The sequence below is a fragment of the Pseudomonas sp. NFACC42-2 genome (assembly GCF_900116055.1).
Taxonomy (GTDB): Bacteria; Pseudomonadota; Gammaproteobacteria; order Pseudomonadales; family Pseudomonadaceae; genus Aquipseudomonas; species Aquipseudomonas marginalis.
On sequence record NZ_FOZO01000036.1, the window covers coordinates 1 to 16,901 of the forward strand.

Consider the following 16,901-nt stretch of genomic DNA (forward strand, 5'->3'; position numbering starts at 1 on the left):
CGCACGGCTGTCCTGCATCATGTACAGCAGGCGATCACGCGGGTATTCGATATCCAGCGGCACATACACGCCGCCGGCTTTCATCACCGCGAGGAACGCCACCAGGCTCTCGGCACTGCGCGGCATGGCAATCGCCACCCGCACTTCGGGGCCGATGCCACGGGCGATCAGGGCATGGGCCAGGCGGTTGGCCTGGCGGTCCAGCTCGCCATAACTCAGGGTTTGTGTATCGAACTTGACCGCCACTGCAGCGGGGTTTTCGGCGGCGCGGTCGGCAACCCTTTCGTGTACCAGACGCTCGGCCGAGAAGCCGGCGTCGGTCTGGTTCCACAGTTGCAGGATGTGTCGTTGCTCATCCTGGCCCAGCAGGTTGAGTTGACTGATGGATTGCTGTTGATCGGCAACCATCGCCTGCAACAGGTTCTGCCAATGGCAGGCCATGCGCTTGATGGTCGCTGGGGCGAACAGGTCGGTGGCATACCCCAGTGAAGCACTCAGCCCCTCACCCCACTCGTGGACATCCAGGTCAAGATCGAAATGCGCGGTGTGGCTGTTCCAGGCCAGCCCTTCGACACGCAGCTCACTCGATGCGTGCTCCGCGAAAGCCTGGCGGTTGGCCACCTGGTGGTTGAACATCACCTGAAATAACGGGTTCAGACTCAGGCTGCGCTCCGGCTGCAGCGCCTCTACCAATTGCTCGAACGGCAAGTCCTGATGGGCCTGGGCGTCCAGCGCGCGCTGCTTGACCTGCTGCAGCAACTGGGCAACGGTGGTTTGCCCATCGATATCGGCCTTGAGCACCTGAGTGTTGACGAAAAAGCCAATGAGCCGTTCAGTTTCAACGCGATTGCGGTTGGCAATCGGCACGCCGACGCGGATGTCTTCCTGGCCACTGTAGCGATGCAGTAAGGTCTGGAACGATGCCAGCAACAGCATGAACATCGTCACGCCTTCGCGCTGGGCCAAGGCGTTGAGGTCGGACACCAGTGTGGTCGGCAACTCCAGGTGCAAACGCGCACCGTGATGGCTTTGCTCCGCCGGGCGCTGGAAGTCGAACGGCAACTCAAGCACGGGTTGCTCACCTACCAGCAGATCAAGCCAGTAGGCGAGTTGGCGCTCTTTCTCGCCAGCATCCATCCAGTCGCGTTGCCATACGGCGTAATCGGCATATTGAATCGGCAGTGCAGGCAACTGCAGGTCTTGACCCTGGCTGAACGCACCATACAGTTGCATCAGTTCATCGACCATGACGTGCATCGACCAACCATCGGAAACGATATGGTGCTGTACCAGCACCAGTACATGGTCTTCATCAGCGATGCGCAGCAGCTCAACACGCAGCAGCGGGCCCTGCTCCAGGTTGAACGTGAGCGCTATCTTCGCCTCCACGGTGGCTTGGAGGTCAGCCTCCAGCACGTCGCTACGGGTGATGGCGACAGGTGCAGGCTCAGCCACGATTTGCACGGCGCCGTGGTTTTCCTGGCGCAACAGAGTGCGCAGGCTCTCATGACGCGCCACCAGGCGGTCAAAGCTTTGTTGCAGCGCAGCTTGATCCAACGGCCCCTTCAGGCGCAGCGCGCTGGGCACGTGGTAAGCGGCGCTGCCTGGGTCCAGTTGCCAGAGAAACCACTGCCGTTCCTGGGCATATGACAGCGGCAAGCCGCGGTCACGTGCCACGGGAACCAGCGCCGGCGCCTTGACACCCTCACTCGCTTCGAGCGCGAGCAGCGCGGCGACAAATCCTTGCAGGCGCGGCTGTTCGAACAGCACTTTGAGCGGCACTTCCAATGCCAGCGCCTGGCGCAGTCGCGAGGCCACTTGCATGGCCAGCAGCGAGTGCCCGCCCAGCTCGAAGAAGTGATCCATGAGGCCGACGCGCTCCACCCCGAGGATATCCGCCCACATCGCCGCCACTTGCACCTCAAGTGCACTGACCGGCGCGACCCAGGTTTGCAGCGAAAGGCTCACATCCGGTTTTGGCAATGCCTGGCGATCCAGCTTGCCGTTGGGGTTCAGCGGCAGGCGCTCAAGGAACATCAGGTGGGCCGGCACCATATAGTCCGGCAATTGCTCACGCAGTACCGCCTTGAGGGCTTCGTCCAATGCGCGGGTGTCTGGCTGTTCGGCCACCAGATAGGCCAGCAACTGGTTGTTCACCGCCAACACCACGGCCTCACGAACACCCGCCTGGGCCAGCAACAGGGCTTCGATTTCACCCAGCTCGATACGGAAACCGCGGATCTTGACTTGATGATCGACCCGCCCTACGTATTCGATCACGCCATCGGCACGGTAACGCGCCAGATCCCCGGTGCGGTACAGGCGACCGCCGTTACCGCTGAAAGGATCAGCGACAAAGCGTTCGGCCGTCAGCAATGGCCGGTTCAGGTAAGCGCGCGCCAGGCCACAGGCGCTGCCGATATACAACTCGCCCACGGCGCCCAACGGCGCGAGGTTGAGGTCCCGGTCCAGCACGTACAAAGCACGCCCCGGCAGGGAGCGACCAATCGGGCTGGCGGTGGCGCCAATGACGTCATCGCCCGAGGTGCAGTCCAGCACACTGGAGACCACCGTGGCCTCGGTCGGTCCGTAGGTGTTGAGCAGTCGCACATGCCTCAGGCCCGCACGCAACCATTGTGCGGGACCGTCCAGCGGCATGGCTTCGCCACCGATATGCACTTGCCGCAAGGCACCATAGGTACGCGGTCCGGCTGCCAGACAGTCGAGCAGGAACAGGTTCCAGTAGGCGGTCGGCAAGTCGGCCAGGGTAATGCCCTGTTGCAGGATTTCGCGGTACAGGCGCCCGCTGTCCCAGAGTTCCGGGCCACGCAGTACCACGGCAGCGCCGTGGGTCAGCGCCGGATACAGCTGCTCGACGAACCCATCGAAGTTCAGGGTCGCAAACTGCAGTACGCGGTCATCCTCAGTCAGCTTGGAATAACCGGCGGCAATGCTCGCGAATTCGCTCAAGGCGCCATGGTCGATCGCCACGCCCTTGGGTTTGCCGGTCGAGCCGGAGGTATAGATCACATAGGCCAGGTTGTGCGGCCCGACTGTTGCGCTAAGGTTTTCCTCGGCGTACGACGCCAGCGAGACCGTATCGATCGCCAATACAGCAACGCCTGCGGGCAACGCTATCGGCACACGGGACTGGATCAGCACCAGGCGCACGCCACTGTCTTCGAGTATATGGGCCAGGCGTTCGCGCGGGTATTGCGGGTCGAGCGGCACATAGGCACCACCGGCCTTAAGGACCGCCAACAGGCTGACCACCATGGCAAAGGAGCGCTCTACTGCGACCCCTACCAACACTTCAGGACCCACGCCCTCTGCCACCAGGCAACGAGCCAGACGGTTGGCTTGCCGATTGAGCACGTCATAGGTCAGTGACTCGCCATCGAGTACCAGTGCCACCGCTTGCGGGCGTTGCAGCACCTGGGCCTCGAACAGGCGATGGACGCCGGCCTGCCACGCAGCCGCCGGGCGATTGGTATTCCAGGCCTGCAGCAGCGCGTGCTGTTCTTCAGCCGCCAGCAGCGGCAAGCACGCAATAGGATGGGTCGGTGTCTTCACCACCGCCCGCAGCAGGCCAAGCCAATGCTGGGCCATGCGTCCAATGGTGGCCGCCTCGAACAGATCTGTCGCGTAGGTCAACGATGCCCAGAGCCCGTCCGCGGACGCCTGGGTATCCAGGCTCAAGTCAAAGTGTGCAGTGTGACTATCCCATTCCAGACCTTCGACCTGCAAACCCGGAATCGACTGCGCGCCCGCCTCGTCGCGCACGTCGGACTGGTGGTTGAACATCACTTGGAACAACGGGCTATGGCTCAGGCTGCGTTCCGGCTGCAACGCCTCCACCAACTGCTCGAACGGCAGGTCCTGATGCGCTTGCGCGTCCAGGGCCGTGTGCTTGACCTGCTGCAACAATTCGACAAACGACAACTCACCGGTGATATCGGCCTTGAGCACTTGGGTATTGACGAAGAAACCGATCAGGCGCTCGGTCTCGACCCGGTTGCGGTTGGCAATCGGCACGCCGACGCGAATATCCGATTGGCCGCTGTAGCGATACAACAAGGCCTGGAAGGACGCCAGCAACACCATGAACAGGGTCGCGCCCTGACGCTGGGCCAAGGCCTGCAGTTCGCTCGCCAGCGCGGCGTCCAGCACCAGGTCCAGGCGTGCGCCGCGATGGCTTTGTACCGCCGGGCGTGGATGATCCAGCGGCAGCTCCAACACAGGCTGCTCACCGGCCAGGCGTTCAGCCCAGTAGGTCAGCTGGCGGGCCTGCTCGCCCGCCTCCATCCAGCCACGCTGCCACACCGCATAATCGGCATATTGAACCGGCAGTGCCGGCAACTGAGGTTCCAGGCCCTGGCTGAACGCAGCATAAGCTTGCACCAGCTCATCGACCATTACCTCCATCGACCAGGCGTCGGAGATGATGTGGTGCTGCACCAGCACCAGCACATGATCGTCCGCGGCCAGGCGCAACAGCTTGACCCGCAGCAGCGGACCTTTGCACAAGTCGAACGGACGAGCGATTTCTGCTTCGACCCGGACCTTCAAGCTGCCCGGCTCATCACTGTGCAGGGTCTCGTTTTCGATCAGCAACGCGGTCGGCGCAGCGATCCGCTGTACCGTGCGCTCGCCATCCACGACAAACACGGTACGCAGGGTTTCATGCCGTTCAAGCAGGCTATCGAAGCTGCGTTGCAGGGCCCGGCGATCCAGGGCGCCGCGCAAGCGCAGGGCCGCCGGGATGTGATACGCGGTGCTCTGCGGCTCCAGTTGCCAGAGGAACCACTGCCGCTCCTGGGCATAGGACAGCGCCAGGGCTTGATCACGTGCCAACCGCAGGATCGGCGGCGAGTCCAGCGCGGTGCCTGACAACGCCTGCACGAACCGGCCAAGCACCGGCTGTTCGAACAGGCCTTTCAACGGTGCATCGATGCCCAGTGACTGGCGTACACGAGACACCACCCGCGTGGCCAGCAACGAGTGCCCACCGATTTCGAAGAAGTGATCCTCCAGGCCAACCTGCGGCAACCCCAGCACCTCAGCCCAGATAGCCGCGACCTGGCACTCGCGTTCGGTGACAGGCGGCACAAAGCGTTTTAGCAGGACAGCGGCATCGGGTTTGGGCAACGCCTTGCGGTCGAGCTTGCCATTGGGCGTCAGTGGCATCCGCTCCAAAAACACCAGGTAGGCCGGCACCATGTACTCCGGCAACTGCTCGCGCAGGGCGGCCTTGAACCGCTCGCGCAGGGTGACCTGCTCCTCATCCGACACCGGTTGCCGGGTGACCAGGTAGGCCAGCAATTGGTCATGCTCAGCCACCACGGCGGCTTCGCGCACATCGGCCTGCTCACGCAGGCACGCCTCAATCTCTCCCAGTTCGATACGGAACCCACGCACCTTGACCTGATGGTCGACGCGGCCGATGTACTCGACCACGCCATCTGCGCGATAGCGCGCCAGATCGCCTGTGCGATACAGCCGCTCGCCGTTGCGCGCAAAGGGGTTGGGCACGAAGCGTTCGGCGGTCAACGCAGCCCGGCCGTGATAACCCCGGGCCAGGCCGACACCGCCGATCAGCAGCTCGCCGGCAGCGCCTACCGGGCACGGCACGAGGTCGGCATTAAGAATGAACAAGGAGGTGTTGGCGATCGGCCGCCCGACAAAGGGCACCGGCTCGACCAACTCATGGGCCGCCGACCAGATGGTGGTTTCGGTCGGACCATACAGGTTCCACACCGCACCCTCTTGGGCCAGCATGCGCCGGGCCAGGTCGGCCGGCAGCGCCTCGCCACCGCACAGACACTTGACCCCGCGCAGCAAGGCGCGGCGTTCGCTGTCCAGGAGCATGCGCCAGCTCGAGGGCGTGGCTTGCACCACACTGATCGCTTCGCGCTGCACCAGATCCAGAATCGCCTCGGGATCCAGGGACACGTCCTTGTCGGCCAGTACCACCGTCGCACCTGTCGCCAGCGGCACGTAGAGTTCCAGGGCAAAGATATCGAACGAGAACGTCGTCAACGACAACAGCCGCGCGTCAGCGCCAATGGCCAGGGTGCTGGCCATGCCATGGGTGAAGCTGCTCAGTGCGCCATGACGCACCATCACGCCCTTGGGCTTGCCGGTGGAACCGGAGGTGTAGATCACATAGGCGAGGTGTTCGCCCGTCAGTTCGATGTCGGGGTTGGCGCTGCTGTAGCGCGCATCTTCCTGTGCGTCCATGAGCAACAAATGCTGGTCAGCCGCCAAGGGCAGGCGTTCGTGCAGGTCGCCGGCAGTCAGTAATACGCGTGCGCGGCTGTCTTCGAGCATGAACGCCAGCCGATCCGCCGGGAACTGCGGATCGAGCGGCACATAGGCGCCACCGGCCTTCAGGGTTGCCAGCAAGGCCAGCACCATGTCCACCGAGCGGTCCAGGGCAATGGACACCAGCACGTCCGGGCCAACACCGGCGGCACGCAGGCGATGGGCCAGGCGATTGGCACGGCGGTTCAGTTCTGCGTAGCTCAGCGCCTGGCCATTGCAGACCAGCGCGGTCGCGTCCGGACGGGCCTGGGCCTGGGCTTCCAGCAAATGGTGTATACCCACATCCTGCGGGAACGCCTGGTGCGTGTGATTCCAGGTATGCACCAGTTGCTGCCACTGCGTATCGTCCAGCAACGGCAACTCGCCGACCCGGCCGTTGCAATCCTGGACCACCAGATGCAACAAACGGTGCCAGTGGCCGAGGAAACGTTCCAGGCCCGGCGCATCAAACACGTCGGTGGCATAGGTCAGGGACGCCTGGATACCATCAGCCGATTCCTGGGTGTCGAGGTTGAGGTCAAACTGCGACGTCTTGCTTTCCCACTCCAGCCCTTGCACTTGCAACCCCGTTACGCTGCCGCCGCCGCGTTGGGCGTCGGTCTGGTGGTTGAACATCACTTGGAACAACGGGTTGTAGCTCAAGCTGCGCTCGGGCTGCAGCGCTTCCACCAGCTGCTCGAACGGCAGGTCCTGATGGGCCTGGGCCTCGACCGCGCGTTGGCGGGTCTGCTGCAGCAATTCACGGAAAGTCATCTGGCCGTCGATATCGGCCTTGAGGATTTGCGTGTTGACGAAAAAGCCGATCAGGCGCTCGGTCTCCACCCGATTACGGTTGGCCACCGGCACACCGATGCGGATGTCAGCCTGGCCGCTGTAGCGGTGCAGCACAGCCTGGAACGACGCCAGCAACAGCATGAAGATCGTCACACCTTCACGCTGCGCCAAGGTCTTGAGGCCTGCCACCAGAGAGGCTTCCAGGGTCAGGTCCAGCCTGGCCCCGCGGTAGCTCTGTAGCGCTGGCCGTGGACGGTCCATGGGCATTTCGAGGACCGGTTGCTCGCCGCCGAGCATGCCTTTCCAGTAACCCAATTGGCGCTCACGCTCGCCCGCCTCCATCCAGCTGCGCTGCCACAGCGCGTAGTCGGCGTACTGGATCGGCAAGGCCGGCAGTTGCAGGTCCTGGCCCTGGACATAGGCGGCGTACAGTTGCACCAGCTCGTCGACCATTACCTGCATCGACCAGCCATCGGAGACGATGTGATGCTGCACCAGCACCAACACATGCTCCTGGGGCGCCAGGCGCAGCAGCTTGGCCCGCAACAGCGGGCCTTGTTGCAAATCGAATGGCTGGGCGATCTCGGCTTCCACCAGCGCCTTGAGTTCGGATTCCTCGGCCTCGACCAAGGCGATCTCCACCCGTACCTGATCGGCAATCACCTGCAGGGCGCTGTCGCCGTCCTCCTGCAAATGCGTGCGCAGGCTTTCATGGCGCAGCACCAGTGTGTCAAAGCTGCGCTGCAACGCGGCCACGTCCAGTTCGCCGGTAAGGCGCAAGGCCCTTGGCACATGATAGGCGGTGCTCTGCGGCTCCAACTGCCACAAAAACCACTGCCGCTCCTGGGCATAAGAGAGCCGAAGAGGCTCACCTTCCTGGCGCTTGAAAACCGGGGCAATCTCAAACAGGTTGATGCCTTGCTGCTTGAGCATTACCGCCAACGCTTTCTTTTGCTGCGCCGAAAGTGACCCTACCGACTCGATTAATGCTTGCACGCCACGCCCCTCAGGAAGTCAATTTATCCAAATCTTCTGCTGATAGACGTTTGAGAGCCTCCAAGGATTTAGCCAATGCGTCCTGCACCGGCGAATTATTTGTCTGCTGGCCTGCCACATAGGCGCTGAAATCGGCCAGGGTCGGGGTGGTGAAGATCGATTTGACGTCGAATTCGGCGTGCAGCTGCTCGCGCAGGCGCACCACCACCTGGGTAGCCAGCAGCGAGTGGCCGCCCAGTTCGAAGAAGTTGTCGTTCAACCCCACGCGCGGTACCGCCAGGACTTCGGCCCAGATCGCGGCGATCTGCTGTTCCAGCTCGCTCTGCGGCGCGACGTACTCCCGCGCGTGCAAGCTGGCGTCCGCCTTGGGCAAGGCCTTGCGATCCAGTTTGCCGTTGGGGCTCAGAGGCATCTGCTCCAGCAGCACCCATTGGGCGGGCACCATGTAGTCCGGCAACTGCTGGGCGAGATGGGCGCTGAGCACATCGCGCCAGTCGTCCCCGGCGTTTTGCAGCACCAGGTAGCCCACCAGGTATTTACCGTCGACCGCCAGCACGGCGGTCTCGCGGACCCACGCGTGTTCCAGCAGGCGCGCTTCGATTTCTCCCAACTCGATGCGCAGGCCGCGCAGCTTGACCTGGTGATCGATACGCCCGGCGTATTCGATCACTCCGTCTGCGCGGTAACGTGCCAGGTCGCCGGTACGGTAAAGGCGCTCGCCCTGGATGAACGGGTGGGCGACAAAACGTTCGGCAGTGAGTGCCGGACGGCGGTGGTAACCCCGGGCCAGGCCGATGCCGCCGAGGTACAACTCGCCGAGCACGCCGACCGGTACGGGTTCAAAGTGGCTGTCGAGGATGTAGCAGCCGAGGTTGGCGATCGGGCGGCCAATCGGCACCGCATCGCGGCCTTCGTCCACGCAGGTCCAGTGGGTCACGTCGATGGCGGCTTCGGTCGGGCCGTACAGGTTGTAGAGCCCGGCCTGGGGCAGCTTGGCGAAGACCTGCTGCTGGGCGTCCACCGGCAACGCTTCACCACTGCACACGATGCGGTGCAGGGTATGGCAAGTCGCAACCGTCGGCTCCTGCAGGAAGGCCTGCAACATCGACGGGACAAAGTGCAGCGTGGTGACCTGCTCTGCATTGATCAGGCGCACCAGTTTGCTCGGATCACGATGATCCCCCGGCGCGGCGACCACCAGGCGCGAACCGGTCATCAGCGGCCAGAAGAACTCCCACACCGACACGTCAAAGCTGAACGGGGTCTTTTGCAGCACCGTGTCGCTGACGTCAAGGCCGTAGGCTTCCTGCATCCATTGCAGGCGGTTTGCCAGGGCTGAATGGCGGTTGCCGGCGCCTTTGGGTTGGCCGGTGGAACCCGAGGTGTAGATCACGTAGGCGAGGTTTTCGCCGTCCAGGGCGATGCCTGGGTTGGCGTCGCTGTAGCCCTCGAAGGCAGACTCGCCCAGCACCAGGGTTTCCAGGCCTTGGGGAATCGGCAGCTGTTCACGCAAGTGCGCCTGGGTCAGCAGCAGTTTCACCCCGCTGTCGTCCAGCATGTAGGCCAGGCGTTCGCGCGGGTATTCCGGGTCCAGTGGCACATAGGCGCCACCGGCCTTGAGCACCGCAAGCAAGCCGACCACCATCTCGATGGAACGCTCCACCGCCAGGCCCACCAGCACGTCCGGCCCGACGCCGGCCTCGATCAGGCGATGGGCCAGGCGGTTGGCACGGCGGTTCAGCTCGGCGTAGCTCAAGCGCTGCTCGACAAACACCAGTGCCGTGGCGCCTGGCGTGCGCGTCACCTGCTGTTCAATCAGCTGATGCACGCCGTGCTGCAACGGGTAGTCCCGCGCCGTGGCATTCCAGTCCTGTACCACTTGCCGGCGTTCGGCCACATCGAGCATCGCCAGTTCGCCCAGGCGCTGCTGGTCGCCCTCGAGCATGGCTTGCAGCAGGTTGAGCAGATGGCGGCCGTAGGTTTGCACCGTGTCCGGGTCGAAATGCGCATGCGCAAAGCTGAACTGCACCGACAGCGTGTCACCGACGTCCACCAGCACCGTCAGCGGGAAGTTGGTCTGCTCGCGGGACTCCGGCAGGCCAAAACGGATACCGCTGCCGCCACTCTGTTCCAGGGCCTTGGACACCGGATAGTTCTCGAACACCAGGATGTTGTCGAACAGGGCTTCACCGCCCTGCCCGGCCCAGCGCTGGATATCGTACAGCCCGGTGTGTTCATGCTCGCGCAAGGCCAGGTTCTGCGCCTGTACCCTTTGCAACCAGTCGGCCACGGTTTGCTCGCCCTCCACTGCGCAGATCACCGGCAGGGTATTGATAAACAGGCCAATCTGCTGCTCCACCCCCACGAGGTCTGCCGGGCGCCCAGCCACGGTGGCACCGAACGACACCACCGCCTGCCCGCTATGGCGCTGCAACAGGACCAGCCACGCCGCCTGGACCAGGGTGTTGAGCGTGACCTTATGGCTGCGGGCGAAGGCCTCGAGGCGACCCGTCAGCGGACGATCCAGGCTCAGCGAGTGCTCGCCATGCCCGTCCGCCGCCATGGGCTGGCTGCGGCCCAGGCGAGTCGGCGCTTGCAGTGCACTCAACTGCTCGCGCCAGAAGGTTTCGGTCGCACCGGCATCACGCTGCTGCAACCAACCGATGTAATCGCGATAGCGTCCGGCCGTTTCGGGCACCGCCACGCCGGCGTAACGTTGCAGCACTTCACCGAACAGGCGCGAATTGCTCCAACCGTCCATCAGGATGTGATGGCTTGTGTAGATCAGCTCATGGCGTTGCTCGTCGGTGCGCACCAGCACCAGACGGACCAGGGGCGCCTTGGCCAGGTCAAAACCCTGGCGACGCTGGGCTTGCTGCAGGTTTTGCAACGCCAGCTCAGGCTCCGGCATGGCGCGCCAGTCGAGAAGTTCGATGGGCAGCCGGGCCTCGCGGTATACCACCTGGCAGGGCCATTCCAGCTGGCCCTCCCAGAAAAACCCGCTGCGCAGCACGTCATGGGCCTGCACCGTGGCATCCCAGGCCTGCTGGAAGCGCGCCACATCCAGGCCCTCGGCCGTCACGCGGATCTGGTTGATGTAGTCGCCGGCGGCCTGTTCGTACAGGGTGTGGAACAGCATGCCCTGCTGCATGGGCGACAAGGTGTAGATGTCGTCAATCCCATCGGCGGCCAGCGGCAAGGACTCAAGCTGCTGCTGGTTCAGGCGTGACAACGGGAAGTCGGAAGCCGTCACGCCGTGATTGCCGGGGGTGCAGCAATGTTCCACCAATGCCGTCAGCTCACGGCTGAAGGCCTGGCTCAAGGCGTCGATCTGCGCGGCCTCGAACATCAGCGGGCTGAAGGTCCAGCCCATGTGCAGTTCACCGCCGAATACCTGGCCGTTGAGGGTCAGCCAGTTGCCCAGCGGCGCCTCCGGGCTCTGCTCGGCTCCGGCGCTTTCCGCTGCGAGTACAAACAAACCGTCCGGCTGGTCAAAGCTGGCGTCGATCTGGCCCAGGTAATTGAAGGTGATGCGCGGCACCGGCAATGCGCTGAATGCCTGGCGCGTGGCCTCGTCGCCGAGGTAGCGCAGCGCGCCGAAGCCCAGGCCCTTGTCCGGCACGGCGCGCAGTTGCTCCTTGATCTGCTTGATCGAGGCGCCAAGGGATTCGGCCGGGGTCAGGCGCACCGGGAACAGGCTGGTGAACCAGCCCAGGGTGCGGGTCAGGTCGATATCCTCGAACAGGTCTTCGCGGCCATGGCCTTCCAGTTGGATCAGGCTGGAAGCCTGCCCGGTCCACTGGCAGATGACACGCGCCAGGGCGGTCAGCAGCAGATCGTTGATCTGGGTGCGATAGGCCGCAGGCGCCTGTTGCAGTAATTGCCGGGTGTGCTCGGCGTCCAGTCGGCTGACCACTGTCTGCGCCAGGCGGCCAGGACGCGCGCCATGGGGATCACGGCAGGGCAGATCGGTAGGCACGTCCTGGAGCTGTTGCAGCCAGAAGTGTTTTTGCGGCTGTACCGCTTCGCTGCGGGCATGGGCCTGCAAACGCTCGGCCCAGGCCTTGAACGACGAGGTCTTGGCCGGCAACGGCTGTTGGCGGTAGAGGCTTTGCAGGTCCTCGAGGAACACCCGCCAGGACACGCCATCCACCACCAGGTGGTGCATGACCAGCAACAGGCGCTGGGAACCATCGGCCAGCTCGGCAAGCACCGCACGCAACAAGGGCCCCTGTTGCAGGTCGAGGCTGCGCTGGGCTTTTTCGCACAGCGCGGCCAGTTCGTCGGCATCCGCCACCGTGGCCTGCCACAGCACCTCAGGGGTGGCGGCTGCATGCTCGGCCCGCCACCCTTCGGCGGGCTGGCTGAAGCTCAGGCGCAGCCCATCGTGGTGGTGGACGATGGCGTGCAAGGCCGCTTGCAGCCGATCTGCCCGCACCGGCTCGCGTGGCGTCAGCAGCAAGGACTGGTTCCAGTGGTGGCGCTCCGGCAGGTCCATCTCGAAGAACAGCTGCTGGAACGGCAGCAACGGCGTTTCGCCCTGCACCGGGCCCTGGTCAAACACCTGGGCAACCTGCAACTGCGCCACCCGCGCCAGGCTGCGCACGGTCTGGTGCTGGAACAACGCCTTGGCGGTGAAATGGATACCGGCGGCGCGGGCGCGGCTGACCACCTGGATCGAAATGATCGAGTCACCGCCGCGCTCGAAGAAGTTGTCGTTCAAGCCTACCTGTTCGACGCCCAGCACCTCGGCCCAGATCGTCGCGATCTGCTGTTCCAGGGCACTTTGCGGGGCCTCGTAGTGGTGGGTGGCTTCGGGTTTGGGCAGCGCCTTGCGGTCGAGTTTGCCGTTGGGGCTCAGGGGCATCTGCTCCAGCAGCACCCACTGTGCCGGGACCATGTAGTCCGGCAGGTGCTGGGCCAGGTGGGCGCCGAGGACTTCGCGCCAATCATCGCCAGCGGCCTGCAGCACCAGGTAGCCCACCAGGTATTTACCGTCGACCGCCAACACGGCGGTCTCGCGGACCCACGCGTGTTCCAGCAGGCGCGCTTCGATTTCCCCCAGCTCGATGCGCAGGCCGCGCAGTTTGACCTGATGGTCGATACGCCCGGCGTATTCGATCACGCCGTCTGCGCGGTAACGTGCCAGATCGCCGGTGCGGTACAGGCGCTCGCCCTGGATGAACGGGTGGGCGACAAAACGTTCGGCGGTGAGTGCCGGACGGCGGTGGTAACCCCGGGCCAGGCCGATGCCGCCGAGGTACAACTCGCCGAGCACGCCGACCGGTACGGGTTCAAAGTGGCTGTCGAGGATGTAGCAGCCGAGGTTGGCGATCGGGCGGCCAATCGGCACCGCATCGCGGCCTTCGTCCACGCAGGTCCAGTGGGTCACGTCGATGGCGGCTTCGGTCGGGCCGTACAGGTTGTAGAGCCCGGCCTGGGGCAGCTTGGCGAAGACCTGTTGCTGGGCATCCACCGGCAGGGCCTCGCCGCTGCACACGATGCGCTGCAGGCTTTGGCAGGTCGACACCGCCGGATCCTGCAGGAAAGCCTGCAGCATAGACGGCACGAAGTGCAGCGTGGTGACCTGCTGTTGATTGATCAGGTTGATCAGCCTGGCCGGATCACGGTGATCACCGGGCGCCGCAACCACCAGGCGCGAGCCGCTCATCAACGGCCAGAAGAACTCCCACACCGACACGTCGAAGCTGAACGGGGTCTTTTGCAGCACCGCATCGCTGGCGTCCAGGGCATAGGCTTCCTGCATCCAGTGCAGACGGTTCAGCAATGCCGAATGACGGTTGCCCGCCCCTTTGGGCTGGCCGGTGGAGCCCGAGGTGTAGATCACGTAGGCGAGGTTTTCGCCGTCCAGGGCGATGCCTGGGTTGGCGTCGCTGTAGTCCTCGAAGGCAGACTCGCCCAGCACCAGGGTTTCCAGGCCTTGGGGAATCGGCAGCTGCTCACGCAAGTGCGCCTGGGTCAGCAGCAGTTTCACCCCGCTGTCTTCCAGCATGTAGGCCAGGCGTTCGCGCGGGTATTCCGGGTCCAGCGGCACGTAGGCGCCACCGGCCTTGAGCACCGCGAGCAGACCGACGACCATGTCGATGGAACGCTCCACCGCCAGGCCCACCAGCACGTCCGGCCCTACGCCGGCCTCGATCAGGCGATGGGCCAGGCGGTTGGCGCGGCGGTTCAGCTCGGCATAACTGAGCGACACCCCATTGAAGCGCAACGCCGGTGCATCCGGCTGCGCCTGCACCTGGGCCTCGATCAACTGATGCACCCACTGCCCTTGGGGGTAGTCGCGCGCGGTGGCGTTCCATTGAGCGAGTATTTGCTCGCGCTCAGCGACGTCGAGTGTCACCAGGTCGTGCAAGGGCAATGCAGGATTCGCCACGGCTGCCCGCAACAGGCTCAGCCAATGTTCGGCCATGCGTGCGACGGTGGCGGCGCCGAACAGGTCGGTGGCGTAGGTCAGGGACGCCCAGATCGCGTCGCCGCTTTCCTGGGTGTCCAGGCTCAGGTCGAACTGGGCGCTGTGGCTGTCCCATTCCAGGTTGGCCACGCGCAGGCCCGGCAACTGCTGCGCGGCGGCTGGGGAGTTGGCCTGGTGGTTGAACATCACCTGGAACAGCGGGTTATGGCTCAGGCTGCGCTCCGGTTGCAGGGCTTCGACCAGTTGCTCGAACGGCAAGTCCTGATGGGCCTGGGCCTCCAGCGCACGGCGCTTGGCCTGCTGCAGCAGCTGGGCGAAGCTCATGTGACCATCGAGGTCGGCCTTGAGCACTTGGGTATTGACGAAGAAGCCGATCAGCGATTCGGTCTCGACGCGGTTGCGGTTGGCAATCGGCACGCCGATGCGGATGTCCTGCTGGCCGCTGTAGCGGTACAGAAACGCCTGGAACGCGGCCAGCAGCAGCATGAACATCGTCACGCCTTCGCCCTGGGCCAGGGCTTTCAACCCTGCCACCAGTGCCGGTTCGAGCGCGATGTCCAGACGCGCACCACGAAAGCTCTGTTGCGCCGGGCGGGGTTGGTCGAACGGCAATTCCAGCACCGGCTGCGTGCCGCTGAGCAATTCGCGCCAGTACGCCAGTTGACGGGCCTTCTCCCCCGCTTCCATCCAGCTGCGTTGCCACAGCGCATAGTCGGCGTACTGGATCGGCAGCGGCGCCAATGCACAGTCCTGGCCCTGGCTGTAGGCAGCATAGAGTTGCATCAACTCCTGCACCATCACACCCATCGACCAGCCATCGGAGACGATATGGTGCTGCACCAGCACCAGCACGTGCTCCTCTTCACTCACTGCGAGCAAACTGACCCGCAGCAACGGGCCTTGCTGCAAGTCGAAGGGACGGGCGATTTCGGCTTCGACACGGGCCTTGAGCTGCGCTTCGTCGACTGCGCTTTCGGCGATCTCGACCACCCCGTGGGCCAGCACCTCCTGAGTACGTGCCTCGGCGTCCAGGTGCAGGCGTGTACGCAGGCTTTCATGGCGCGCCACCAAGGTGTCGAAACTGCGCTGCAGGGCGGCCTTGTCCAGCTGGCCGCTCAGGCGCAGGGCGCCGGGGACGTGATACGCGTCACTGTCCGGGTCCAACTGCCAGAGAAACCACTGCCGTTCCTGGGCGTAGGACAACGGCAGTTTCCGGCCGTCCTCGCGGATCGAGGCAATCGGCAACTGGGCGAAGCTCATGCCCCGGCTTTGCAGGCGCTGGTAGAACTGCTGGCGCTGTTCCAGAGGCAGACGAAGAAAGCGCGAAACCAGATCGATATTAGGGTTGGAAAGCATGGGTCAAATCGCCTCTAGTTCGCTCAAAAAGTCACGAAGATCATCAAAGTCTTCCGCGCTGCCGGCGCGGAAGGTGGCAGCCGCCTGCACATAGGCGCGCAGCGTTTCGGTCTGGAACACTTCCACCAGCGGCACTTCCAGGCCCAGCTCGGCCTGGACCCGCGAGGTGATCTGGATCGCCAGCAACGAGTGGCCGCCCACTTCGAAGAAGTTGTCGTTCAGGCCCACTTGCGGCAGGCGCAGCACCTCGGCCCAGATCGTGGCGATCTGCTGTTCCAGCTCGGTCTCGGGCGCCACATAGGCCTGTTGCATAAGGCTCGCATCCGGTTGCGGCAGGCCTTTGCGGTCGAGCTTGCCGTTGGGGGTCAACGGCATTTGCGCCAGGAAGATGAAATGCGCCGGGACCATGTAGTCCGGCAAGCGGGCCTTGAGTGCGCGACGCAACGCGTCACGGAACTCGGCTTCGTTGGACGGGGCGGACACCGGAACCACATAGGCCACCAGCTGTTTTCCGGTCGGGCCTTCCTGGGCCACCACCACAGTTTCACCGACGTTGTCCTGCTCACGCAGGCGCGCTTCAATTTCCCCCAGTTCGATACGGAAACCACGGATCTTCACCTGGTGGTCGACACGCCCGAGATAATCCACCACGCCATCCGGACGGCCACGGGTCAGGTCGCCGCTGCGATACACGCGGCTGCCCGGCTTACCGAACGGGTCCGGCACGAAGCGTTCGGCGGTCAGCGCCGGACGTTCCAGGTAACCACGGGCCACGCCCTCGCCGCCCAGGTACAGCTCACCGGCGACGCCGATGGGTTGCAGGTTGAGCTGCGCGTCGAGTACGTAGCCGCTGCGGTTGCCCAGCAGCGTGCCGATTGGCGCGTAGACGGCGCCGCAGGGGTCGCCCTTGCGCGCCTTCCACAGCAACGGCGTCACCACGGTTTCGGTCGGGCCGTAGCCGTTGAACAGGTAGGTCGGCTTGAGCGCGCGCCAGGCCAGGTCATAGCTGGCCTGG

3 protein-coding genes and 3 pseudogenes are annotated in these 16,901 nt (G+C 64.3%); all 6 read right to left on the reverse strand.

Annotated elements, in window-relative coordinates; all coding sequences use genetic code 11:
* A partial coding sequence (locus tag BM416_RS30020; RefSeq protein ID WP_139237792.1) for a non-ribosomal peptide synthetase occupies positions 1-8,094 on the reverse strand: 8,094 nt, incomplete at its 3' end.
* A 10-nt stretch (positions 8,095-8,104) separates the two neighbouring features.
* Positions 8,105-11,245 carry an amino acid adenylation domain-containing protein gene (locus tag BM416_RS31315; RefSeq protein WP_371856080.1) on the reverse strand — a complete coding sequence of 1,047 codons (3,141 nt, stop codon included), beginning with the start codon at positions 11,243-11,245 and terminating at the stop codon, positions 8,105-8,107.
* A 105-nt stretch (positions 11,246-11,350) separates the two neighbouring features.
* Positions 11,351-12,592, reverse strand: a pseudogene (locus tag BM416_RS31320) (condensation domain-containing protein); the annotation flags it as partial.
* 150 nt (positions 12,593-12,742) lie between these two features.
* Positions 12,743-12,994, reverse strand: a pseudogene (locus tag BM416_RS31325) (phosphopantetheine-binding protein); the annotation flags it as partial.
* Positions 12,977-15,886, reverse strand: a pseudogene (locus BM416_RS31330) (amino acid adenylation domain-containing protein); the annotation flags it as partial. The pseudogenes BM416_RS31330 and BM416_RS31325, both read right to left, overlap by 18 nt.
* A 3-nt stretch (positions 15,887-15,889) precedes the next feature.
* A partial coding sequence (locus tag BM416_RS30030; protein ID WP_139237793.1) for a phosphopantetheine-binding protein occupies positions 15,890-16,901 on the reverse strand: 1,012 nt, incomplete at its 5' end.

Coding starts and splice junctions, on each gene's coding strand:
- BM416_RS31315 (WP_371856080.1), bottom strand. CDS start 11,245: ATGCAGCAGGGCATGCTGTTCCACACCCTGTACGAACAGGCCGCCGGC.